Annotated in this window: 24 protein-coding genes; 14 read left to right on the plus strand and 10 right to left on the minus strand. The window is 53.8% G+C overall.

The window, feature by feature from the left end; translation table 11 throughout:
• Nucleotides 1-84: 84 nt before the first annotated feature.
• Entirely contained in the window at nt 85-972 is an 888-nt protein-coding gene (gene hilC / locus ACLD4K_RS09125; RefSeq protein ID WP_097363372.1) for an invasion transcriptional regulator HilC, read from the plus strand.
• 384 nt (nt 973-1,356) lie between these two features.
• Nucleotides 1,357-2,112, plus strand: a complete 756-nt coding sequence (sprB, locus tag ACLD4K_RS09130; protein WP_183060245.1) for a transcriptional regulator SprB — start codon at nt 1,357-1,359, stop codon at nt 2,110-2,112.
• A gap of 274 nt (nt 2,113-2,386) precedes the next feature.
• Here sprB and sitD read toward each other — a convergent pair whose 3' ends face one another.
• From sitD to sitA, 4 genes are read right to left on the minus strand one after another with little or no spacing between them, the layout of a single operon-like run.
• The gene (gene sitD / locus ACLD4K_RS09135) at nt 2,387-3,235 is read right to left on the minus strand and encodes an iron/manganese ABC transporter permease subunit SitD (RefSeq protein ID WP_076933146.1); all 849 of its coding nucleotides are present in this window, start codon (nt 3,233-3,235) and stop codon (nt 2,387-2,389) included.
• On the minus strand, nt 3,226-4,086 hold the full coding sequence (gene sitC / locus ACLD4K_RS09140; RefSeq protein ID WP_001104336.1) for an iron/manganese ABC transporter permease subunit SitC: 861 nt from the start codon (nt 4,084-4,086) through the stop codon (nt 3,226-3,228). The genes sitD and sitC overlap by 10 nt, the downstream gene beginning before the upstream one ends.
• A complete protein-coding gene (gene sitB, locus ACLD4K_RS09145) occupies nt 4,083-4,904 on the minus strand; it encodes an iron/manganese ABC transporter ATP-binding protein SitB (RefSeq protein WP_000083153.1) in 822 nt (273 codons plus the stop codon). Before sitB ends, sitC begins: the two co-directional genes overlap by 4 nt.
• Entirely contained in the window at nt 4,901-5,818 is a 918-nt protein-coding gene (sitA, locus tag ACLD4K_RS09150) for an iron/manganese ABC transporter substrate-binding protein SitA (RefSeq protein WP_411011734.1), read from the minus strand. The genes sitB and sitA overlap by 4 nt, the downstream gene beginning before the upstream one ends.
• Nucleotides 5,819-5,999: 181 nt before the next feature.
• On the opposite strand from sitA, the gene ACLD4K_RS09155 reads away from it, so the two are divergent.
• The gene (locus ACLD4K_RS09155) at nt 6,000-6,344 is read left to right on the plus strand and encodes a nitrous oxide-stimulated promoter family protein (protein ID WP_001117938.1); all 345 of its coding nucleotides are present in this window, start codon (nt 6,000-6,002) and stop codon (nt 6,342-6,344) included.
• 61 nt (nt 6,345-6,405) lie between these two features.
• On the opposite strand, the gene flhA is transcribed toward ACLD4K_RS09155, so the two are convergent.
• The 6 genes from flhA to hypA all read right to left on the minus strand — a co-directional run bounded on the left by flhA (nt 6,406) and on the right by hypA (nt 12,391).
• Nucleotides 6,406-8,484 carry a formate hydrogenlyase transcriptional activator FlhA gene (gene flhA, locus ACLD4K_RS09160; RefSeq protein WP_411011735.1) on the minus strand — a complete coding sequence of 693 codons (2,079 nt, stop codon included), beginning with the start codon at nt 8,482-8,484 and terminating at the stop codon, nt 6,406-6,408.
• A 218-nt stretch (nt 8,485-8,702) separates the two neighbouring features.
• Nucleotides 8,703-9,713 (minus strand): hydrogenase expression/formation protein HypE, encoded by a 1,011-nt coding sequence (hypE, locus tag ACLD4K_RS09165; protein WP_001059962.1) that lies wholly within the window; start codon nt 9,711-9,713, stop codon nt 8,703-8,705.
• On the minus strand, nt 9,710-10,831 hold the full coding sequence (gene hypD, locus ACLD4K_RS09170) for a hydrogenase formation protein HypD (protein ID WP_001212962.1): 1,122 nt from the start codon (nt 10,829-10,831) through the stop codon (nt 9,710-9,712). The genes hypE and hypD overlap by 4 nt, the downstream gene beginning before the upstream one ends.
• Nucleotides 10,831-11,103: a hydrogenase 3 maturation protein HypC gene (gene hypC, locus ACLD4K_RS09175; RefSeq protein ID WP_000334871.1), complete on the minus strand. Its 273-nt coding sequence runs from the start codon at nt 11,101-11,103 to the stop codon at nt 10,831-10,833. Before hypC ends, hypD begins: the two co-directional genes overlap by 1 nt.
• The gene (gene hypB, locus ACLD4K_RS09180) at nt 11,094-11,966 is read right to left on the minus strand and encodes a hydrogenase nickel incorporation protein HypB (protein ID WP_368372238.1); all 873 of its coding nucleotides are present in this window, start codon (nt 11,964-11,966) and stop codon (nt 11,094-11,096) included. The genes hypC and hypB overlap by 10 nt, the downstream gene beginning before the upstream one ends.
• A gap of 68 nt (nt 11,967-12,034) precedes the next feature.
• On the minus strand, nt 12,035-12,391 hold the full coding sequence (hypA, locus tag ACLD4K_RS09185) for a hydrogenase maturation nickel metallochaperone HypA (RefSeq protein WP_000544461.1): 357 nt from the start codon (nt 12,389-12,391) through the stop codon (nt 12,035-12,037).
• Nucleotides 12,392-12,600: 209 nt separating this feature from the next.
• Here hypA and hycA point away from each other — a divergent pair, with 209 nt between their 5' ends.
• The 11 genes from hycA (at nt 12,601) to hydN (ending at nt 22,066) form a co-directional block, all read left to right on the plus strand.
• Nucleotides 12,601-13,062 carry a formate hydrogenlyase regulator HycA gene (gene hycA / locus ACLD4K_RS09190; RefSeq protein ID WP_000158073.1) on the plus strand — a complete coding sequence of 154 codons (462 nt, stop codon included), beginning with the start codon at nt 12,601-12,603 and terminating at the stop codon, nt 13,060-13,062.
• 145 nt (nt 13,063-13,207) lie between these two features.
• On the plus strand, nt 13,208-13,816 hold the full coding sequence (gene hycB, locus ACLD4K_RS09195; RefSeq protein WP_001079163.1) for a formate hydrogenlyase subunit HycB: 609 nt from the start codon (nt 13,208-13,210) through the stop codon (nt 13,814-13,816).
• Nucleotides 13,816-15,642, plus strand: a complete 1,827-nt coding sequence (hycC, locus tag ACLD4K_RS09200; protein ID WP_000097041.1) for a formate hydrogenlyase subunit 3 — start codon at nt 13,816-13,818, stop codon at nt 15,640-15,642. Before hycB ends, hycC begins: the two co-directional genes overlap by 1 nt.
• A 2-nt stretch (nt 15,643-15,644) precedes the next feature.
• Nucleotides 15,645-16,568: a respiratory chain complex I subunit 1 family protein gene (locus ACLD4K_RS09205; protein WP_000110563.1), complete on the plus strand. Its 924-nt coding sequence runs from the start codon at nt 15,645-15,647 to the stop codon at nt 16,566-16,568.
• Between the two features lie 17 nt (nt 16,569-16,585).
• Nucleotides 16,586-18,295, plus strand: a complete 1,710-nt coding sequence (gene hycE, locus ACLD4K_RS09210; RefSeq protein WP_001288154.1) for a formate hydrogenlyase subunit HycE — start codon at nt 16,586-16,588, stop codon at nt 18,293-18,295.
• A 9-nt stretch (nt 18,296-18,304) separates the two neighbouring features.
• Nucleotides 18,305-18,847 carry a formate hydrogenlyase subunit HycF gene (hycF, locus tag ACLD4K_RS09215; protein ID WP_000493767.1) on the plus strand — a complete coding sequence of 181 codons (543 nt, stop codon included), beginning with the start codon at nt 18,305-18,307 and terminating at the stop codon, nt 18,845-18,847.
• Complete coding sequence (gene hycG, locus ACLD4K_RS09220; protein WP_411011736.1) at nt 18,847-19,614, plus strand: formate hydrogenlyase subunit HycG; 768 nt, start codon at nt 18,847-18,849, stop codon at nt 19,612-19,614. Before hycF ends, hycG begins: the two co-directional genes overlap by 1 nt.
• Nucleotides 19,611-20,021: a formate hydrogenlyase maturation HycH family protein gene (locus ACLD4K_RS09225; RefSeq protein WP_000003725.1), complete on the plus strand. Its 411-nt coding sequence runs from the start codon at nt 19,611-19,613 to the stop codon at nt 20,019-20,021. The genes hycG and ACLD4K_RS09225 overlap by 4 nt, the downstream gene beginning before the upstream one ends.
• Nucleotides 20,014-20,484, plus strand: coding sequence for a hydrogenase maturation peptidase HycI (gene hycI, locus ACLD4K_RS09230; RefSeq protein WP_411011737.1), 471 nt, complete (start codon nt 20,014-20,016; stop codon nt 20,482-20,484). Before ACLD4K_RS09225 ends, hycI begins: the two co-directional genes overlap by 8 nt.
• A gap of 26 nt (nt 20,485-20,510) precedes the next feature.
• Nucleotides 20,511-21,320 (plus strand): hypothetical protein, encoded by an 810-nt coding sequence (locus ACLD4K_RS09235; protein WP_411011738.1) that lies wholly within the window; start codon nt 20,511-20,513, stop codon nt 21,318-21,320.
• 200 nt (nt 21,321-21,520) lie between these two features.
• Nucleotides 21,521-22,066 (plus strand): electron transport protein HydN, encoded by a 546-nt coding sequence (gene hydN, locus ACLD4K_RS09240; protein ID WP_001078791.1) that lies wholly within the window; start codon nt 21,521-21,523, stop codon nt 22,064-22,066.
• Nucleotides 22,067-22,095 lie beyond the last annotated feature (29 nt).

The following is a 22,095-nucleotide window of genomic DNA, read 5'->3' on the forward strand; positions in this document are numbered from 1 at the left end:
GATTTAAATCATTTCTGTGAGTTTTAATTATTTCTTTATAAGAATATAACGATTTTAAGTTCCTTATAGCACACAGGATAAAATATGGTATTGCCTTCAATGAATAAATCAGTTGAGGCCATTAGCAATAATCACCTTCAACAGCCGAAAAAATTTCCATTAATAAATGGATTAGCTGACGTAAGAGACTATTATGTCGCAAACTGCTTATTGATTAAACTTAATAAAGGCAGTTTGCGAATTGAAAATGAATTTGGGGAGTTTATCGAACAATCTGCGCCGTGTTTATTTTTATTGGAAAAAGATCAAACAATCACGCTTAGTATGAGCGAAATAGAAGGGCATATTGATTTTTCCTCACTGGAAGTTTCCTATGACTTAATGCAAAAATTCTATAAAGTTTTTGACAGTACAAGAAACTATAATGATCGAGAGCCATCATTAAAAACGAAACCAAAGCATTTTTTTCATGCGGACTTGTTGCCAGGGATGAGTGATACTTTTGACTCTATTTTGCATGGTGTGGCATGTCCACGGGTTTGTAGTAATGTGAGTATTGATGATCATGATTATTCATATTTCTCATTGATGTATCTTATATCGGCATTTGTACGCAAGTCCGGTGGGTTTGATTTCCTTAAACGAGCAATAAAAATTACGACAAAAGAGAAAGTTTATAACATCATTATCAGCGATATCACCCGCAAATGGTCACAGACTGAGGTGGCAGGAAAGCTGTTTATGAGCGTATCAAGTCTGAAGCGAAAACTGGCCGCTGAAGAGGTGAGTTTTAGCAAAATATACCTGGATGCTCGTATGAATCAGGCTATCAAATTATTACGTATGGGCGCTGGAAATATTTCACAAGTCGCGACGATGTGTGGCTATGATACGCCCTCCTATTTTATCGCTATTTTTAAACGGCATTTTAAGATTACACCGCTTAGCTTTATGCGTACAATGAATCATTGATTTGTGAAATTATTTTAAGCGTTACTATCTGTTTGCGTTACGGATATAAAATATTTTTTTAATCGTAGTGTATATTCCAGTATCACTACACCAGTGATATGTAGTTAATGAAAGGGAATCGAAAGCGTTCATTGTCAGACATACATGGCCACCAGGCGTCGGGCAATCGTTGCACTCCAGGAGATTACGGTAAAGTAAAACAGAAAATTTAATCATTATCAGATTTGTAAAAGGAATTCATTTCGGTAACGACATTGCGCATGTAATAACGTATCTGGTCTTATTACCTTTGTAGTAAGAGGACGTTATCCACTTGCGCAGTAGTCACCCAGGAAGAAAAATCTTTACCGAAGCTGTGGTCAGTTTTCAAAAAAGGATAAATAAATGAAAAATGTAATTATATACGGTATTAACTGGACTAATTGTTATGCCCTTCAGTCTATTTTTAAGCAAAAGTATCCGGAAAAGTGCGTTAAAACGTGTAACTCATTAACCGCACTTTTGCATTCTCTATCCGATATGCCGGACGCTGGGCTGATTTTAGCTTTGAACCCGCATGAGCATGTTTATCTTTTTCATGCGTTGCAGACGCGGTTGCAGAACCGTAAAGTCTTGGTAGTGGCAGATCGCTTGTATTATATCGATCGCTGTGTGCTGCAATATTTTGGCGTTATGGATTATGTTTTAAAAGACGAACTATCCTGCGCTATCCGCTCGGATCGAGAGAAGCTCCGTCTTCCGGAAGCCTGGCTGCGTTTTTGCCACAGGCCACAAAAGAAAACCGTGGCTGCTACGTATGCTTTTAATGCCGGTGAGACGCCGGAAGAGGTATTGTTTAATATCAATCAATACGCCTGGTGGAATCTACCTCCCGGCGTCACTCAGGCGAAATATGCGCTGCTGATATTATTATCCTCCGGACATCCGGCAATTGAACTGGCGAAAAAATTTGGTCTGGGAACAAAAACCGTCAGTATTTATCGTAAGAAGGTTATGTATCGTTTGGGGATGGATTCTTCACCGCTATCGCTGTTCCGGGGATTGAAATTAAACGCGCATTTACAGCGCACTGCTTTTGCACATAACCCTGGTGTACCGGATGATAATTGCGCATTACCGATTGCAGTAGGAATGAATTAAAATATTTTTATTTGAAAATCATTCTCTTATATTACGTGTAGTTATAAATTTATTTTTTTCTGAGATATTACAGATCTTGTGAGTAATAATCACATTGTGCTGGGTTAACCAGACTCTGAAAAATTTCGAAACAGGAAAAAAATGGGGAGTAAAGCAGCTCATCTTTAGGCTTGTTGCAAAGAAATTTAAAGATAGCTGCTTACCATACTAACCAACAACAGATATAGGGTGGATTTCTACTACAGCTGCCGTATTTATTTTCTGAACGCTGCTGTTAACCTTGCGCCTCTGGTACGATTTCATTACGCCTGTCGCGCCATGTTGCGTAAATAAATACCACAATAAACACAATGGCAAATAATACCACGATGGTCGGCGCTGGCGCGCTATCAAGATAAAAAGACAGATAGACGCCCGCAAAAGCGGTAATAACTGACAGACTCACCGCTAATCCCAGCGCGCGCGCAAAGCGTCGCGTCAGCAAAATGGCAATTGCGCCGGGGGCGATAAGTAGTGAGATTGACAGAATAATGCCCACCGATTTCAGCGTGGCGACGATAGTCAGCGCAATCATACATAGCAGGCCATAATGCAGTAGCGTGGTATTCAGCCCGCTGGCTTTCGCCTGGTGCGGGTCAAAAGCGTGTAGCAGGAGATCTTTCCATTTCAGCCCTATGATTAACGCAATACCCAGTGCAATAACCGACGTTTGTACGATATCCCCCAGCGATACGCCCAGCATATCCCCAAACAGGATGTGGTCCAGATGCACTTCCGATTGAATAGAAACATAGAGCACCAGACCTGCGCCAAACATCCCGGAAAAGACGATGCCCATCACCGTATCACGTTTGATGCGGCTGTTATCGTCCAGATAACCGGTCGCGATAGCGCAAAATAATCCGGCAATGAAAGCGCCAATCGCCAGGGGGATCCCCACAATATATGCCAGCACGACCCCGGGGAATACCGCATGACTCATTGCGTCGCCCATTAACGCCCAGCCTTTTAACACTAAAAACACGGACAGTAAGGCGCAGGGAATCGCCACAATGACCGAAACCATAAGGGCGTTCACCATAAAATCAAACTGAAAGGGTTCCAGTAACGTTGTTAAGAACATGTCGGCTCCTTCTGCAGGCGGGCGCGTCGACGGTTGGCTAACAGACCGTGTTTCGGGGCGAAAATAAAGGCTGTGATGAACAGTAAGGTTTGCATGACGACAATAATTCCACCCGTGGCGCCATCCAGCCAGTAGCTAAGCCATGCGCCCAGAAAACTGGTCAGGCTGCCAATCACGACGGCAATCATGAGCAGACGTGGAAAACGGTCGGTGAGTAACCAGGCCGTTGCGCCCGGCGTGACGACGAGACAGATTACCAGGAACGCCCCAACGGTTTGCAGGGCCGCCACGGTGGAGACGGACAATAGAGTGAAAAACAACAGCTTTAGTCGACCCGGATTAAGCCCGATAGAACGCGCATGGGTCTCATCGAAAAAGACGACCATCAAATCTTTCCACTTTAACAGCAGAATCGTCAGCGAGACTGCGCCGATAATCGCCAGTTGCGCAATATCCGCTGGCGCGATCGCCAGCACGTTGCCGAGAATAATCGTCTGGATATTCACCGACATCGGATTGAGCGACACCATAAAAAGGCCGACGCCAAAAAAAGAGGAGAAGATAAGTCCGATAATCGCATCTTCTTTCAGGCGTGAGCGTTGGTTAAGAAAGAGCATACTGCCAGCAGCCAGTCCGCCGGAAAGAAACGCGCCGAGCGAGAAGGGCAGCCCTAACATCCAGGCGCCAGCGACGCCAGGCACAATAGAGTGAGATAGCGCATCGCCAATGAGCGACCAGCCTTTGAGCATCAAATAGCAGGAGAGAAATGCGCACAGACCGCCCACCATCGCGGAGACCCACATCGCGTTGAGCATATACTGGTAGCCAAACGGCTCAACAAGCCAGTTCATGACGATTTTCCTCCGCTGGCCACGCGTCGGGAAATAAAGGGGCGCTCGTCATCGGTGATGATGTGCTCTTCGCCTCCGCTTAGCGCGATATGACGTAGAACGCCGCTAAACGCCTGTTCCAGATTCGCGGCGGTAAACGTGGTTTCGGTAGGGCCGCTGGCCAGTACGGTTCCTTTAATCATTACCGTATAGTCGCAAAACTCGGTGACGGAGCCGAGATTATGCGTTGAGACCAGCATCGTGCGGCCTTCATCGCGCAGTTCCCGCAGTAGATCGATGATTCGCGCTTCGGTTTTTACATCCACGCCGGTAAAAGGTTCATCCAGCAGGATCACCTGTCCATCCTGAGCGATGGCCCTGGCAAGAAACACACGTTTTTTCTGCCCGCCGGACAGCTCGCCAATCTGCCGGTGACGATATTCCTGCATATCCACCCGCGCCAGCGCGGCGTCAACACAGGCATGATCATGCGCAGTGGGACGGCGTAGCCAGCCCATATGGCCGTAGCGTCCCATCATCACCACATCTTCTACCAGCACCGGAAATGACCAGTCCACTTCTTCCGATTGCGGAACATAAGCAATGAGGTTTTTTTTCAGCGCCTTGTTGACTGACTGTTGCAGGATAGTGATATCGCCCTGCGCAAGATGAACAAAGCCCATTAACGCTTTAAATAACGTAGACTTACCGGAACCATTTACGCCTACCAGCGCGGCGATTGAACCGCCAGGCACCTGAAAAGTGGCGTCCCGTAGGGCGGTATGACCGTTGCGATACGTCACCGTGACTTGATCAACGGTAATCGCAGATTGACTCATTGTTGACTCCTCAGTCCGTCGTTAATGCCGTTGACGATGGTTTCGGTCGTGACGCGCAGCAGATCCAGATAGGTTGGCACAGGGCCGTCAGCGGCGCTCAGAGAATCGACATACAGTACGCCGCCATAATGGGCGCCGGATTCACGCGCGACCTGGCGGGCCGGTTTATCGGAAACCGTACTCTCGCTAAAGATGGCGGGAATATGGTGCTTTTTAATGGTATCAATCACTTTACGCACCTGTTTTGGCGTCCCCTGTTGATCGGCGTTAATTGGCCAGAGATAAAGCTCTTTCATGTCGTTATCGCGCGCCAGGTAAGAGAACGCGCCTTCACTGGTGACCAGCCAGCGCTGATCGGCGGGAATTTTTTCCAGTTCGGCACGCAACGGATCGGCCATCTGACGAATTTTTGCTTTATAGCGTTCGGCGTTTTGCTTATAGATCTGCGCATTATCCGGATCGTACTTCACCAGGGCGTCGCGAATGTTATCGACATAAATCAGCGCGTTTTCTGCCGACATCCAGGCGTGCGGGTTCGGTTTACCGTTATACGGGCCTTCGGTAATGCCCATCGGTTTGACGCCGGTGGAGACGACGACTTCCGGTACGCCGGAAAGGTGCTGATAAAAGCGGGTGAACCATCGCTCCAGGTTCAGACCATTTGCGAGGATAAGCTGTGCCCCCTGCGCTCGTTTAATATCGCCGGGCGTTGGCTGATACTCATGGATTTCAGCGCCGGGCTTGGTAATTGAGCTGACTTCCGCTGCGTCGCCCGCCACGTTTTTCGCCATGTCGGCAATAACGGTAAACGTGGTGATGACTTTAAATTTCTCTTTTGCATAGGCTGGCGATAGCGCGAGTATCGCGACAATACCGGCAATCAGGAGCGTTTTCAGACGATGTAGATTCGTCATAGTATCCCTCGCAACAATGTGGTTAATTAATCATCGAATATAGCCTTTGCTATGTTATATAGCACAAGGCATGAATAAATGAAAATAATTCTTATTTGCGTAATGGCGACGATATGCAGTGATAGTGCTAAAGAGGGATAAGGTGTAAAATAAATACACCTTAATGTTCGGAGAGAGCACGATGCCTGGTAAACGTATCGCTCGTGAAAAACTGACGATCAAAAAAATGATCGCGCTGTATGAAAGCCAGTGCCCACAGGCGTCAGCGGTGCAGGGGCATTACGACGCGCTGTTCGCCTACGCGCAAAAACGTCTTGATAAGTGCGTATTTGGCGAGGAGAAACCTGCCTGTAAGCAGTGCCCGGTACACTGCTATCAGCCGGCTAAACGCGAGGAGATGAAGCAGATTATGCGTTGGGCAGGTCCGCGAATGCTTTGGCGACACCCTGTCCTGACCGTGCGGCACCTTATCGACGATAAGCGCCCCGTTCCGGAATTGCCGGAAAAATATCAGCGCAAGAAGTGAAGGGGAAGCGTCAGGCCTACGGCGCGCATCATCTCCAGGCCGGATCAGATCCGGCAACCCGTTACGCTAACGCGCCTTTATCAATACCCAATCGCTTCATACGCGACAGCAGGGTGGTTCGTTTAAGCCCCAGACGCTGCGCCGCGCCTTTTGGTCCAGCCACTACGCCATTGGTCTCTTTCAGCACGCGTATAATAAGCTGATATTCATCTTCGCCTTCTTTGGCGCTTTCCGTCGCAACAGGCGAGGTATCGGGCGTTACGGCGGTAATATCCGGCAGCGACAGTTGTAGCACATTGCCGCGTGTCAGCAGCACGGCGCGCTCGACGACATTCTCCAGCTCGCGAACGTTCCCCGGCCATTCCATGCTGCTGAGCGTGCGCAGCGTTTCAGCGGGAATGCTGTCGATATTACGCCCCATTCGGCGGGCGATTTTGAAGGTGAACGCTTTGACCAGTAGTGGAATATCTTCCGGACGTTCGCGTAACGGAGGAAGCTGGATCGGAAAAACATTCAGCCGATAGTAGAGATCGTTACGGAATTCGCGATCGGCGACCATTTTTTTCAGATCGCGGTTAGTCGCGGCGATCAGCCGCACGTCGGTCTGGATCAGTTTATTGCTGCCGAGACGTTCAAACTCTTGCTCCTGAAGGACGCGCAGCAGCTTAGGCTGTAGCTCCAGCGGCATGTCGCCCACTTCATCCAGAAACAGCGAGCTTTTATCCGCCAGCTCGAAACGGCCAATCCGCTGCGCGCTGGCGCCGGTAAACGCGCCGCGCTCATGACCAAACAAATCGCTTTCCAGCAGCCCCGCCGGCATCGCGGCGCAGTTCATCTTTACCATCCTGCGCCCGCTACGTCCGCTCAGGTTGTGAATGGCGCGGGCAATCAACTCTTTACCGGTTCCCGTTTCGCCCAGAATCAGTACGGTACTGTCGCTCTGCGCCACCATCTCAACCTGCTTTAGCACGTTGTACATCGCTTCGCTGCGCCCGATGATCTCGCCAAACTCGCTGTCGACGTTATTAAGCTGCTCCGTGAGCGCCAGATTTTCGTCGACCAGGCGTTCCTTCAGGCGGTGGATTTCCTGATAGGCCAGCGCATTATCCACGGCAATGGCTACCCGTTCGGCAATCTGACGCAGCAGCTTGAGGTTGGCGGTGGTAAACACTTTTTCTTCGCACTGGGCCAGTTTGAGCACGCCAAGCATCGTCTTGCCGGACATCAACGGCAGCAGGCAAAGCGTCTGGATCTGATTGCCCCAGGTATCGAACAGCATGCGTTCGTAGGGGGCAAGCGGATCGCGTTCGTTGAGGTTGATAAGCAGCATCTCTTTACTTTTAAAGACGCGCTCCGTGAGCGTGCCGGCTTCGTCGACTTCACTCTGTTCGTGCGCCGGATGATGCTCATCAAGGTAGTGGGTGGAGTAGATATTCAGCTTATTTTTGCGATGGCTGCGCAACACGATGCTGATTGCGTCGATATTGAAATAGTGGTGGATCTCTTTTGCGACTTCGCTTACCAGCTCATCAATATCCAGACGCGACAGGACGGCGTTGGTAATCGCAACCAGAATACGGAAGTTATCGCGTTCGCGGCACAACAGATCATAATCGACATTATTGTTTACCCGGTTTTGAATTTGCTCGGCGACCACGCCGACAATTTGGGTAAACGTATGCAGGCGGTCATATTCCTTTTCACTCCAGGGGCGATCTTCCTGACGGATGAATTCGCAGCCGCCGAAAATACGGCCCTCCGCGGCTAAAGGAAGCAGACAATAATGACCAAATTCAGGGTAGAGGCCGCTCGCGGCAAGCTGCGGCCAGGTTTCGGTAAACTCATGGAAATTACAGTGCAATGCATCGGGGCGAGAAAGGATGCGACGTACCGGGCCGTGCGCCAGTACGGTTTCATCTTCATATTCAACAGGACGGCCATTTTCTCGCGTCGCATAATATTGTGCGCGTTGCGACTGCGCCTGCCATAGCACAATGCCGGCGCTGTCGGCGAGCGCTGAACGCTTTACCAGTTGCGAAAGCGCTTCACTGAGCGACGCCAAATCGGGCTGCTGCAATAAGGTACGAGTGATATCGAACAAGCCTTGCTGTCCAAGATCGCTCATGGGTGTATACGACATGTTGCTTTTCCAGGAAAATACCGCAAAACGGTGCGAAAACGGTAAATGAATTATAGGTATAAGTCGTAAGTTATTGCCGGATGGCTGACCGCAAACTCTCTGGTCACACAATCCGTAGGCCTGATAAGCAAAGCGCCATCAGGCGTTAATGCAGCGTTAATGCCGGATGTCGACGCAAATGCGTCTTATCCGGCCTACAGTATGCTGCCAACAGGCTGCTAGCATATACGAGGTAATGGTTCGGCGTGTGGCAAATCAAGGGTTCGCTTCACGCCATAGAGTCCGGCTAAGCGAACGCCTTTGCGTTCCACGACTTCGCCAATCAGCGCCGCATCACGTCCCAGCGGATGCGCGCGTAATGCCGCCAACGCCCGATCTGCGGCCTGCCGTTCAACGGCAATCACCAGTTTTCCTTCGTTGGCAAAGTTCAGGGCATCCAGCCCCAACAGCTCGCAGACGCCGCGCACGGCAGGTTTGAGCGGCAGTGCGGATTCGGACAATTCAATACCGTAACCGCAGGACGCCGCAAACTCATGGGCGACCGCATTCACGCCGCCGCGCGTGGCGTCACGCAATGCCTTCACTCCGTCAATATGACGCAGCGTCTGAATAAGCGGCGTTAATACTGCGCAGTCGCTCGCCAGCTCGCCATCCAGTCCCAGTTGCTCACGCAGGTTGAGGATAGTGGCGCCGTGATCGCCAAGCGTACCGCTGACTAACAGCACATCGCCAACGCTCAGCGTTTGCGCGCCCCAGCGAATATCGGCGGGAATCGCCCCCATGCCGGCAGTGTTGATAAATAATTTGTCCGCCGCGCCGCGCTGCACAACTTTGGTGTCGCCGGTTACAATGGCGATACCCGCTTCCCGCGCGGTCGCCGCCATGCTATTGACCACGCTTTTTAACGTCTCCATCGGCAGCCCTTCTTCAAGGATAAAGCCGCAGGAGAGATAGCGGGGGATCGCGCCGCTCACCGCAACGTCGTTCGCCGTACCGCAAATCGCCAGTTTGCCGATATTGCCGCCGGGGAAAAAGAGCGGATCGATCACATAGCTATCGGTAGAAAACGCCAGACGGTCGCCCTCCGCCGTCAGCTGCGCCAGCTCCAGACGCGCCTGATCTTCTTGTTCCGCCAGCCACGGGTTGGCAAAGGCCTCCATAAACAGGCTATTAATCAACTGTTGCATAGCCTGGCCGCCGCTGCCGTGGGCGAGTTGTATATTGTTCAAACTTCACACTCCTGCTGACGATACTGATACCAGGCGGCGCATGCGCCTTCGGAAGAGACCATCAGCGCGCCGAACGCGGTCTCTGGATTACATGTTTTACCAAATAGCGGGCACTGATGCGGCTTGCATCTGCCGGTCAGCACTTCGCCGCAGCGGGCGCGCGGATCGTCATAGACCTGCTGCGGCGCTGGGCGGAAATGCGCTTCGGCGTCAAAGCGCTGATACTCTGGCGTCAGGTGGACGCCGGAGGATTCAATCACGCCCAGACCGCGCCACTCGCTATCGCCATTAACGCAGAACACATCGGCGATGGCCTGCTGCGCCAGCATGTTTCCGGCATCCGGCACCACGCGACGGTATTGGTTTTCAACCTGGCTTAGGGCCGCTATTTTCTGCTCAACCAGCATGACCACGCCTTGCAGTAGATCAAGCGGTTCGAATCCAGCTACCACCAGCGGGCGATTAAAATCGGCGGCGATAAACTGGTACGCCTCGGTGCCGATGACCATGCTGACGTGGCCTGGCGCAAGAAAGGCGTCAATGCCGTTGTCCGGCTGCTCCAGTAGGCTACGCAGCGTCGGGATCAGCGTAATGTGCTGGCAGAAAAAGTAGAAGTTTCGCACGTCACGCTGTTTTGCCTGCTGTAGCGTGATGGCGGTGGTCGGCATGGTGGTTTCAAAGCCCAGCCCGAAAAATACCACTTTGCGGGTCGGGTTATCCTGCGCCAGCTTCAGCGCGTCCATCGGAGAATAAACAATACGCACATCCGCGCCGCGCGCTTTAGCCTGCAACAGAGAACCCTGTTTCCCCGGCACGCGCATGGCATCGCCAAAGGTGCAGAAAATCACCTCCGGATGGCTGGCGATTTCCACGCAACTGTCGATGCGTCCCATCGGCAGCACGCAGACCGGACAACCGGGGCCGTGAATAAACTCCACGTTTTCGGGCAGTAACTGATCGAGACCAAATTTAAAAATTGCGTGGGTATGACCCCCGCAGACTTCCATAATGCGCAACGGACGTTCGGCAGTGTAAGGAAGAAGGGCGGCGCGTTCACGCAGGTGTTCAATGAGCTGCATTACCTGTTCCGGCGCACGGTACTCGTCAACAAAACGCATTATCTCTCCTCACCATACAGCAGTGCGCCGACGTCCGGCTCAACATCAAACATATTTTGTAGCGCGTCGAGCGTGTCGCGCGCTTCCGCTTCGTTAATGACGCTCATGGCGAATCCGACATGAACCAGCACCCACTGACCCAGACGCGGCTGACCGTTTTCATCACAACTGCCAACTAATGTGAGATCGACGTCGCGCTGAATGCCGCAGACGTCAACTTTTGCCTGATTGCCGTCAATGGCGCGGATTTGACCCGGCACGCCTATGCACATCGCTGCGCCTCCAGCCAGGCCAGCCACTGATCCATGCCTTCGCCGCTGGTGGCGGAAATCAGGATAATTTCAATCTCCGGGTTCACTTCACGCGCGCTGGCGATGCACTTCTCAACGTCAAAATTGAGGTAGGGCAGCAGATCGACTTTATTGAGCAGCATGAGCGACGCAGCGGCAAACATATGGGGATACTTCAGCGGCTTATCTTCACCTTCGGTCACGGAAAGCACTGCGACTTTATGCTTTTCGCCCAGATCGAAGCTGGCCGGGCAGACAAGATTACCGACGTTTTCGATAAACAGAATACCGCGGTCATCCAGCGGCAGGCGCGGCGCGGCGTCGGCGATCATTTGCGCGTCAAGATGGCAGCCTTTACCGGTGTTGACCTGAATGGCGGGCGTGCCGGTAGCACGGATGCGGGCGGCGTCGTTCACTGTCTGCTGGTCGCCTTCAATCACCGCGCACGGTACACGGTCTTTCAATTTCATCAGCGTTTCGGTCAGCAGGGTGGTTTTACCGGACCCGGGGCTGGACACCAGGTTGAGCACCAGTTGCTGGCGGGCGGCGAAACGGGCGCGGTTGCGCTCAGCCAGACGATTATTTTTGTCCAGCACGTCGATTTCAACCTCCAGCATCCGCCGCTGACTCATACCAGGCGCGTGGGTTCCGGCTTCGCCGTGGCCGTAATGCAGATCGCCTTCTACGGTCTGACTTGGGGTAAAGTCAGGCTTTTTAATGCCGGTAATATTCAGCGCCGGGCGAGCCGCTGGGGCAAAGGGCGCGCTACGAAACGCTGAGTGCGGATTATGTTCATCGCCTTCTATATAAAGGTTGCCTTCAGCGCAACCGCAAGTCGTACACATCGCTTACTCCTGATCTTTTTCTTGTTACAGGCTTTTTGCCGGATGGCGACGCGAGCGTCTATCCGGCATTAATCTTCAGTTTCATCAATCTCTATGCGCCGAATTTGTAAGCCGTCATCGGCCACAATTCGCAGCGTATCGCTATGACATTGCGGACAACGACGTACACGGTGGGTTAACAACGTGACATATTGTTGACAATGCTCACACCAGCATTCGGCTTCCTGTTCTTCGAGGTGCAGTTTACAACCTTCTGCTATCGTGCCGCGGCATACCAGATCAAAACAAAAGGAAAGAGCGCTGGTTTCCACGCAAGAAAATGCGCCAATTTTGATCCAGACGGCTGTCACACGTTTTGCACCGTATGCTGAAGCCTGTTGTTCAATCAATTCCAGTGCCCGTTGGCAGAGGGTGATTTCGTGCATATCGCCTCCCGTAGTGGTTGCCCCTGTAAAGCAATATTTATGCCAATATTTGTATCCCCTGGCAGGTCAATGTCGACAATGACGAAATGACATGTCGTCACCGCGTCGAAACGGCAGTGACTGTGCTCGTCTGCCATTAAAAACAATAAGTTAAAAATTGGCATGGAAAATGCTTAACGCAGGCATCTCTGTTAAACGGGTAACCTGACATGACTATTTGGGAAATAAGCGAAAAGGCCGATTACATCGCGCAACGGCATCGTCGCCTACAGGACCAGTGGCATATTTACTGCAACTCGCTGGTTCAGGGGATCACCCTCTCGAAAGCGCGCCTGCATCACGCAATGAGCTGCGCGCCGGAAAGGGATCTTTGCTTTGTCCTGTTTGAGCACTTTCGTATTTACGTCGCGTTGGCGGATGGTTTTAACAGCCACACCATTGAGTACTACGTTGAAACCAAAGATGGCGAAGATAAACAATTGATTGCACAGGCGCAGCTCGATATCGACGGCAAGGTTGACGAACGGGTTAACAACCGCGATCGCGAGCAGGTGCTGGAGCACTATCTGGAAAAAATCGCCAGCGTTTACGACAGCCTCTATACCGCTGTAGAAAACAACTCGCCGGTTAATTTGCGTCAATTGGTAAAGGGAAACAGCCCGGCGGTATAAGCCTGAGGCGTTGCCCGCTTTGATTCGCGATGTGGCGTTGCGCCACGTCATGAATGTTTTGGGGATGGGCGTGTCGATAAGTGTCGAAAATGACATTTCAACGGCATGTTTTCGTCAAAAATGACAATCACCTGAGGAATGCCTGGTGAATCGTTTTGTAATTGCTGACTCCACTCTCTGTATCGGCTGCCACACCTGTGAGGCCGCCTGTTCAGAGACGCATCGCCAGCATGGCCTGCAGTCAATGCCGCGCCTGAAAGTGATGCTGAATGAAAAAGAATCTGCGCCGCAGCTTTGTCACCACTGTGAAGATGCGCCATGCGCCACGGTATGCCCGGTTAACGCGATTAATCGCGTTGACGGCGCTGTCCAGCTTAATGAAAGCCTGTGCGTGAGCTGCAAACTGTGCGGTATTGCCTGTCCGTTTGGCGCTATTGAGTTTTCCGGCAGCCGTCCGCTGCATATTCCAGCGAACGCCAATACGCCGAAAGCGCCGCCCGCGCCGCCAGCGCCTGCGCGCGTCAGTACGTTGCTCGACTGGGTGCCGGGCGTACGCGCTATTGCGGTGAAATGCGACCTGTGCAGCTTTGACGAGCAAGGCCCGGCCTGTGTGCGGATGTGCCCGACTAAAGCGCTACACCTGGTGGATAACACGGATATCGCCCGCGCCAGCAAACGTAAACGTGAGCTGACGTTTAATACCGATTTTGGCGATCTCACCTTGTTTCAGCAGGCTCAGAGTGGGGATGCATAATGAGTTCACTTTCACTGATTACTAGCGGCGTCGCGTGGTTTGCCGCCGCCGCCGTTCTGGCGTTTCTGTTTTCGTTTCATAAAGCGCTGAGCGGCTGGATTGCCGGTATCGGCGGCGCGGTCGGCAGCCTGTGTACGGCTGGCGCGGGGTTCACCGCACTGACCAGCGCCGTTACGGTGAGCGGCGTGATGCCGTTTACCGGCCACATGCTGCAAATAACGCCGCTGAATGCTATCTGGCTGATTACGCTGGGGCTGTGCGGTCTGTTCGTCAGCCTGTTCAATATCGACTGGCATCGCCATCCACAGGTAAAAGCCAACGGACTGTTGATCAACCTGCTGATGGCGGCAGCCGTCTGCGCCGTGGTCGCCAGTAATCTGGGGACGATGGTGGTGATGGCGGAAATCATGGCGCTCTGCGCCGTGTTCCTCACCGGCGGTAGCAAAGAGGGCAAACTGTGGTTTGCGCTGGGCCGTCTCGGTACGCTGCTGCTGGCAATCGCCTGCTGGCTGGTGTGGCAGCGCTACGGCACGCTGGATCTGGGGCTGCTGGATCAACGCGCTCAGCAACTGCCGCTGGGCTCCGATATCTGGCTGCTCGGCGTTATCGGTTTTGGTCTGCTGGCCGGGATTATCCCGCTACACGGTTGGGTGCCGCAGGCGCACGCCAACGCCAGCGCTCCCGCCGCCGCGCTGTTCTCGACCGTAGTGATGAAAATCGGACTGCTGGGCATTCTCACGCTATCTCTGCTTGGCGGCAATGCGCCGCTGTGGTGGGGCGTGGCGCTGTTGGTGCTTGGGATGATCACCGCCTTTGTCGGCGGTCTGTACGCGCTGATGGAGCATAACATTCAGCGTCTGCTGGCCTATCACACGCTGGAAAATATCGGCATCATTTTGCTCGGTCTGGGCGCAGGCGTTACCGGGATTGCTCTCAATCAGCCGGTACTGATCGCGCTGGGTCTGACCGGCGGGCTCTATCACCTGCTGAACCATAGCCTGTTTAAAAGCGTGCTGTTTCTGGGCGCGGGCAGCATCTGGTTCCGTACCGGTCATCGCGATATCGAAAAACTGGGCGGTATTGGTAAACGGATGCCGGTTATTTCTATCGCCATGCTGGTCGGTCTGATGGCGATGGCCGCGCTGCCGCCGCTGAACGGCTTTGCCGGCGAGTGGGTGATTTATCAGTCCTTCTTCAAACTGGGCAACAGCGGCGCGTTTGTTGGTCGTCTGTTAGGACCGCTGCTGGCGGTTGGCCTGGCGATTACCGGCGCGCTGGCGGTGATGTGTATGGCGAAAGTTTACGGCGTGACGTTCCTTGGCGCGCCGCGCACGAAGGAAGCTGAAAATGCCAGCTGCGCGCCGATCCTGATGGGCGTCAGCGTGGTGGCATTGGCGATTTGCTGTGTACTGGGCGGGGTTGCCGCGCCGTGGCTGCTGCCGATGATTTCCACTGCGGTACCGTTGCCGCTGGAAACCGCGCACACCACCGTATCGCAGCCGATGATCACGCTGCTGTTGGTCGCCTGTCCGCTATTGCCGTTCATCATTATGGCGATGTTCAAAGGCAACCGTCTGCCGTCGCGTTCTCGCGGCGCGGCCTGGGTGTGCGGCTACGATCATGAGCAGTCGATGGTGATTACCGCGCACGGTTTTGCCATGCCGGTGAAAGAGGCCTTTGCCCCGGTACTTAAACTGCGTAAATGGCTTAACCCGGTATCGCTGGTGCCGGGCTGGCAGAACGCGGCGGCCGCGGTGCTGTTCCGTCGTCTGGCGCTGATTGAGCTGGCGGTGCTGGTGGTGATTGTGGTTTCACGAGGAGCCTGAAAATGAGTGTGTTTTATCCGTTAATTCAGGCGCTGGTGCTATTTGCCGTTGCGCCATTGCTGTCCGGTATTACTCGCGTGGCGCGCGCCCGTCTACACAATCGCCGTGGGCCGGGCGTGTTGCAGGAGTACCGCGACATTATCAAACTGCTCGGTCGTCAGAGTATTGCGCCCGCGGACTCCGGCTGGGTTTTTCGCCTGACGCCGTTTGTGATGGTCGGCGTGATGCTGACTATCGCCACCGCGCTGCCGGTCGTCACCGTTGGATCTCCGTTGCCGCAACTGGGTGATTTAATCACCCTGATTTACCTGTTCGCCATCGCCCGTTTCTTCTTCTCTATTGCAGGCCTGGACACCGGCAGTCCGTTCACCGCGATCGGCGCCAGCCGTGAAGCGATGCTCGGCGTGCTGGTGGAGCCGATTCTGCTGCTGGGTCTGTGGGTCGCCGCGCAGGTGGCGGGTTCAACTCATATCAGCAATATCGCCGATACCATTTATCACTGGCCTGTCGCGCGCAGTATTCCGCTGATTCTGGCGCTGTGCGCCTGCGCCTTCGCCACCTTTATCGAAATGGGCAAGCTACCGTTCGACCTGGCGGAAGCGGAGCAGGAGTTGCAGGAAGGGCCGTTGACCGAATACAGCGGTAGCGGCTTTGCGGTGCTGAAATGGGGCATCAGCCTTAAGCAACTGGTGGTGCTGCAAATGTTCGTCGGCGTGTTTCTGCCGTGGGGACAGATGGAAACCTTCAGCGCAGGCGGACTGTTGCTGGCGCTGGTGATTGCCGTCGTCAAGCTGATTGTCGGCGTACTGGTGATCGCCCTGTTTGAAAACAGCATGGCGCGACTGCGTTTTTGCGCCACTTCACGCGTGACCTGGGCCGGTTTTGGGTTTGCGTTTTTAGCCTTCGTCTCCTTGCTGGCGGCGTGATTTAAGAGAGTTTGAGCATGTCTGAAGAAAAATTAGGTCAACAATACCTTGCGGCGCTGCACCAGGCCTTTCCGGGCGTCGTGCTGGACGAAGCCTGGCAGACCAAAGATCAGCTGACTATTACGGTGAAAGTGAACTACCTGCCGGAAGTGGTGGAGTTTCTTTACTACCAGCAGGGTGGGTGGCTGTCGGTGCTGTTCGGTAATGACGAACGCCAGTTGTGCGGCCACTATGCCGTTTATTACGTGCTGTCGATGGAGCAGGGCACGAAGTGCTGGATCACCGTCCGCGTTGAAGTGGATGCCAATAAGCTGGAATTCCCATCCGTTACGCCGCGCGTGCCGGCTGCCGTGTGGGGTGAGCGCGAAGTACGCGACATGTACGGTTTAATCCCGGTCGGTCTGCCGGACGAGCGCCGTCTGGTGCTGCCGGACGACTGGCCGGATGAACTCTATCCGCTGCGTAAAGACAGCATGGATTATCGTCAGCGCCCGGCGCCGACCACCGATGCGGAAACCTACGAGTTCATTAACGAGCTGGGTGACAAGAAAAATAACGTGGTGCCGATTGGCCCGCTGCATGTTACTTCCGATGAACCGGGCCACTTCCGTCTGTTCGTCGATGGCGAAAACATTATCGACGCCGACTACCGCCTGTTCTACGTCCACCGTGGTATGGAAAAACTGGCGGAAACCCGCATGGGTTATAACGAAGTCACCTTCCTGTCGGATCGCGTGTGTGGTATCTGCGGCTTCGCCCACAGCACCGCCTACACCACTTCCGTGGAAAACGCGATGGGCATTCAGGTGCCGGAACGTGCGCAGATGATCCGCGCTATTCTGCTGGAAGTGGAACGCCTGCACTCGCATCTGCTCAACCTTGGCCTGGCCTGCCACTTTACCGGCTTTGACTCCGGCTTTATGCAGTTCTTCCGCGTGCGTGAAACCTCCATGAAAATGGCAGAGATACTGACCGGGGCGCGCAAAACTTACGGACTGAACCTGATCGGCGGGATTCGCCGCGATCTGCTCAAAGAGGACATGATCCAGACCCGTCAACTGGCGCAGCAGATGCGTCGTGACGTGCAGGAGCTGGTGGATATGCTGCTGAGCACGCCGAATATGGAACAGCGTACCGTGGGTATCGGTCGTCTGGACCCGGAAATTGCCCGCGACTTCAGTAATGTCGGCCCGATGGTGCGCGCCAGCGGCCACGCCCGCGACACCCGCGCCGACCACCCGTTTGTCGGTTACGGTCTGCTGCCGATGGAAGTACATAGCGAGCAGGGCTGCGATGTGATTTCTCGTCTGAAAGTCCGTATCAACGAAGTTTATACCGCGCTGAACATGATCGATTTCGGTCTGGATAATCTACCGGGTGGCCCGCTGATGGTGGAAGGCTTTACCTATATTCCGCATCGTTTTGCGCTCGGCTTTGCCGAAGCGCCGCGTGGTGACGATATCCACTGGAGCATGACCGGCGACAACCAGAAGCTGTACCGCTGGCGCTGCCGTGCGGCGACCTACGCCAACTGGCCGACGCTGCGCTATATGCTGCGCGGCAACACTGTCTCCGACGCGCCGCTGATTATCGGCAGCCTCGACCCGTGCTACTCCTGTACCGACCGGATGACCGTGGTCGATGTGCGTAAGAAGAAGAGCAAAGTCGTGCCGTACAAAGAACTTGAGCGCTACAGCATTGAGCGTAAAAACTCGCCGCTGAAATAAGGAATCGCCATGTTTACCTTTATCAAAAAAGTTATCAAAACCGGCACGGCGACCTCGTCTTATCCGCTGGAGCCGATTGCGGTTGATAAAAACTTCCGCGGCAAGCCGGAACATAATCCGCAGCAGTGCATCGGCTGCGCCGCCTGCGTTAATGCCTGCCCGTCGAACGCGCTGACGGTGGAAACCGATCTTGCGACCAATGAGCTGGCGTGGCAATTCAATCTTGGCCGCTGCATCTTCTGCGGCCGCTGCGAAGAGGTGTGCCCGACGGCGGCGATCAAACTGTCGCAAGAGTACGAACTGGCGGTGTGGAAGAAAGAAGATTTCCTGCAACAGTCCCGCTTTGCGCTGTGCAACTGCCGCGTGTGTAATCGTCCTTTCGCGGTACAGAAAGAGATCGACTACGCCATTGCGCTGCTTGCGCACAACGGCGACAGCCGCGCGGAAAACCACCGCGAAAGCTTTGAGACCTGCCCGGACTGTAAGCGTCAGAAATGCCTGGTGCCGTCCGACCGTATTGAACTGACTCGCCATATGAAAGAGGTCAGCTAATGAGCAATTTATTAGGCCCGCGTGACGCCAACGGCATTCCGGTACCGATGACGGTGGATGAATCCATCGCCAGCATGAAGGCGTCTCTACTGAAAAATATTAAGCGTTCGGCATACGTTTACCGCGTGGATTGCGGCGGCTGTAATGGCTGTGAAATCGAAATCTTTGCGACGCTGTCGCCGCTGTTTGATGCCGAGCGTTTCGGTATCAAAGTGGTACCGTCGCCGCGTCATGCCGATATTCTGCTGTTTACCGGCGCAGTGACCCGCGCCATGCGCTCTCCGGCGCTGCGCGCCTGGCAGTCGGCGCCGGACCCGAAAATTTGTATCTCTTACGGCGCCTGCGGCAACAGCGGCGGCATCTTCCACGATCTCTACTGCGTGTGGGGCGGTACCGACAAAATCGTCCCGGTGGATGTGTACATTCCAGGCTGCCCGCCAACGCCTGCCGCCACGCTGTATGGCTTTGCGATGGCGCTTGGCCTGCTGGAGCAGAAAATCCACGCCCGCGCGCCGGGTGAGTTGGACGATCAGCCCGTAGAGATCCTGCATCCGGATATGGTGCAGCCGCTGCGCGTGAAGGTGGATCGCGCGGCGCGCCGGCTGGCGGGTTATCGCTATGGTCGTCAGATCGCCGATGATTACCTGACACAGTTGGGGCAGGGCGAGCAGCAAGTGGCGCGTTGGCTGGAAGCGGAAAACGATCCGCGTTTAACCGAAATTGTCACCCATCTCAATCATGTTGTTGAAGAGGCGCGTATCCGATGAGCGAACAGGTGGTGTTCAGTCAACTGAGCCGTAAGTTTATTGATGAGAACGATGCGACGCCTGCCGAGGCGCAGCAGGTTGTCTATTACAGCCTGGCGATTGGTCACCACCTGGGGGTCATCGATTGTCTGGAGGCCGCGCTCACCTGCCCATGGGATGAGTATCTGGCGTGGATTGCCACCCTGGAAGCCGGTAGCGATGCCCGGCGTAAAATGGAAGGCGTGCCGAAGTATGGCGAGATCGTCATCGATTTCAACCATGTGCAGATGCTGGCGCGCGCGTTTGATGAGGCGCGCGCCGCGCAGACCCCGCAGCAGCAAGAATGGAGCAAACTGATGCTCAGTATGCTGCATGACATTCATCAGGAAAGCGCCATCTACCTGATGGTGAGGAGGCTTCGTGACTGACGTTTTACTCTGTGTCGGCAACAGCATGATGGGCGACGACGGCGCAGGCCCGTTACTGGCGGAAATGTGCGCGGCGCAGCCGAAGGGTAATTGGGTGGTGATTGATGGCGGCAGCGCGCCGGAAAACGACATTGTGGCGATTCGCGAACTGCGCCCGCAGCGTCTGTTGATTGTCGACGCCACCGACATGGGACTTAATCCGGGCGAGATCCGCATTATCGATCCGGATGATATCGCCGAAATGTTTATGATGACCACCCACAATATGCCGCTGAACTACCTTATCGATCAGCTCAAAGAGGATGTCGGCGAGGTGATTTTTGTTGGTATCCAGCCGGATATCGTCGGGTTTTATTATCCGATGACTCAACCGATTAAGGACGCGGTAAACATCGTCTATCAGCGCCTGGAAAGCTGGCAGGGAAACGGCGGATTTGCCGCGCTGGAAGCGCCGGAGGCGTAAAATGCGCACATATTTAGGGAGAATTTGTGTTACCCGGCAAAGGTTGTAAGAAGGACGTGAAGATTATCGTATGGTGCGGATTGCTATTTTTCTGCATCGCCGCGCGCGCACTGGCCACCGATTTTGTCGGTTACCTGCCGATGAGCGACGGTGAATATGCGCAAAAGCGTGCGCTGAAGCCGCTGTTGACCCTGCCTTATTCTGTATCGCCCGACCAGACCTGGCATTTTCGCCAGGTCGGAGTCAGTGGCGTGACGTTACTGCCGGAGCCGAAAAAAGATAACGAATGGCGGATTAGCGGAAAAGACAGAGCCGGTAATTCGTGGGTTGTCCCGGTGGGAATACTGATTAATGTGGCGGGTAATGCGCAATTTTATCGCGCTGACCTCGATCGTAACGGCATTCAGGATCTGGTTATCTGGTTGGGCAATCCTGGGTTGGGCCTGGCGCCGAGCGCGCAATACATCATTTTCACCTTTCTCAATAATGGCCGCCCCTGCGTCTTTGAACCGTGGGGGTTTTATACCGCCAGCGATACTGGCGTCGATGATTTGCTTGATTTACAGGGCAATGGGCGCACGCAACTGTTGGATATGCAGTTTGACTCAGGCTACTGGATAACCAATTTATATCAGGTGAAGGACGCCCGCTGGCAGCGCGTACACGGCTGGTTTGGCCGGTTGAGTTATCCGGCGCTGACCCGTTTTAATCACTATCCTGGCCGTAAATTAATTATCAAATCTATTGCCGGAAGGCATCCGCAAACGGACGATCTTTCCCTTACGCAGCGCTGTTTAATACGCGGTAACGTATTGCCAGGCGTTAATCAGGATTGATGCCAGTTTCGGTGCAAAGTCGGATGACTATCACTGCAAATCTTGACCACCACTGGCGACATTACGTGTCATCGTCACTTGTGACGATGACACGTAAATGCTCATGAAAATAGAAATAATATTCTTAAATAACAATGAAATAAAAATTGGCACGATTCGTGTATATATCGGCACATCATCTGTTATTGCTGGAGAATTTGATGAACCGTTTCATCATTGCAGACGCGAGTAAGTGCATTGGTTGCCGTACCTGTGAAGTGGCTTGCGTCGTATCCCATCAGGAAAATCAGGATTGCGCATCGCTGACCCCTGAAACCTTTTTACCTCGTATCCATGTCATCAAAGGCGTGAACGTTTCCACGGCAACGCTGTGTCGTCAGTGTGAAGATGCGCCGTGTGCCAACGTTTGCCCGAATGGCGCCATCAGCCGTGACAAAGGCTTTGTTCATGTGATGCAGGAACGCTGCATTGGCTGTAAAACTTGCGTAGTGGCATGTCCTTACGGCGCCATGGAAGTGGTGGTACGTCCGGTGGTTCGCAATAGCGGCGCGGGGCTGAACGTGCGTGCCGAAAAAGCCGAAGCCAACAAGTGCGATCTGTGTCACCACCGTGAAGCCGGTCCGGCCTGTATGGCCGCTTGCCCAACGCACGCCCTCATCTGCGTGGACCGCAATAAGCTCGAACAGCTAAGCGCGGAAAAACGCCGTCGTGCGGCGCTGGATTCAACGGCATCGCTGCTTTTCTGATTTCTGCGATTGCGCGTAGAATACGCCAC

Origin of the sequence: Salmonella sp. 741265055_HSA, from assembly GCF_046569525.1 — a bacterium.
Classification (GTDB): Bacteria; Pseudomonadota; Gammaproteobacteria; order Enterobacterales; family Enterobacteriaceae; genus Salmonella; species Salmonella enterica.

Excerpts from the sequence above, each read along its gene's own strand:
- ACLD4K_RS09205 (WP_000110563.1), top strand. The coding sequence starts at position 15,645 with ATGAGTGTGTTTTATCCGTTAATTCAGGCGCTGGTGCTATTTGCCGTT.
- flhA (WP_411011735.1), bottom strand. The coding sequence starts at position 8,484 with ATGTCGTATACACCCATGAGCGATCTTGGACAGCAAGGCTTGTTCGAT.
- sitB (WP_000083153.1), bottom strand. The coding sequence starts at position 4,904 with ATGAGTCAATCTGCGATTACCGTTGATCAAGTCACGGTGACGTATCGC.
- sitC (WP_001104336.1), bottom strand. The coding sequence starts at position 4,086 with ATGAACTGGCTTGTTGAGCCGTTTGGCTACCAGTATATGCTCAACGCG.
- hydN (WP_001078791.1), top strand. The coding sequence starts at position 21,521 with ATGAACCGTTTCATCATTGCAGACGCGAGTAAGTGCATTGGTTGCCGT.
- ACLD4K_RS09225 (WP_000003725.1), top strand. The coding sequence starts at position 19,611 with ATGAGCGAACAGGTGGTGTTCAGTCAACTGAGCCGTAAGTTTATTGAT.
- hycE (WP_001288154.1), top strand. The coding sequence starts at position 16,586 with ATGTCTGAAGAAAAATTAGGTCAACAATACCTTGCGGCGCTGCACCAG.
- hycF (WP_000493767.1), top strand. The coding sequence starts at position 18,305 with ATGTTTACCTTTATCAAAAAAGTTATCAAAACCGGCACGGCGACCTCG.
- hycG (WP_411011736.1), top strand. The coding sequence starts at position 18,847 with ATGAGCAATTTATTAGGCCCGCGTGACGCCAACGGCATTCCGGTACCG.
- hypC (WP_000334871.1), bottom strand. The coding sequence starts at position 11,103 with ATGTGCATAGGCGTGCCGGGTCAAATCCGCGCCATTGACGGCAATCAG.
- sprB (WP_183060245.1), top strand. The coding sequence starts at position 1,357 with ATGAAAAATGTAATTATATACGGTATTAACTGGACTAATTGTTATGCC.
- hypB (WP_368372238.1), bottom strand. The coding sequence starts at position 11,966 with ATGTGTACGACTTGCGGTTGCGCTGAAGGCAACCTTTATATAGAAGGC.
- hilC (WP_097363372.1), top strand. The coding sequence starts at position 85 with ATGGTATTGCCTTCAATGAATAAATCAGTTGAGGCCATTAGCAATAAT.
- hypA (WP_000544461.1), bottom strand. The coding sequence starts at position 12,391 with ATGCACGAAATCACCCTCTGCCAACGGGCACTGGAATTGATTGAACAA.
- hycA (WP_000158073.1), top strand. The coding sequence starts at position 12,601 with ATGACTATTTGGGAAATAAGCGAAAAGGCCGATTACATCGCGCAACGG.
- hypD (WP_001212962.1), bottom strand. The coding sequence starts at position 10,831 with ATGCGTTTTGTTGACGAGTACCGTGCGCCGGAACAGGTAATGCAGCTC.
- sitA (WP_411011734.1), bottom strand. The coding sequence starts at position 5,818 with ATGACGAATCTACATCGTCTGAAAACGCTCCTGATTGCCGGTATTGTC.
- ACLD4K_RS09155 (WP_001117938.1), top strand. The coding sequence starts at position 6,000 with ATGCCTGGTAAACGTATCGCTCGTGAAAAACTGACGATCAAAAAAATG.
- hycC (WP_000097041.1), top strand. The coding sequence starts at position 13,816 with ATGAGTTCACTTTCACTGATTACTAGCGGCGTCGCGTGGTTTGCCGCC.
- sitD (WP_076933146.1), bottom strand. The coding sequence starts at position 3,235 with ATGTTCTTAACAACGTTACTGGAACCCTTTCAGTTTGATTTTATGGTG.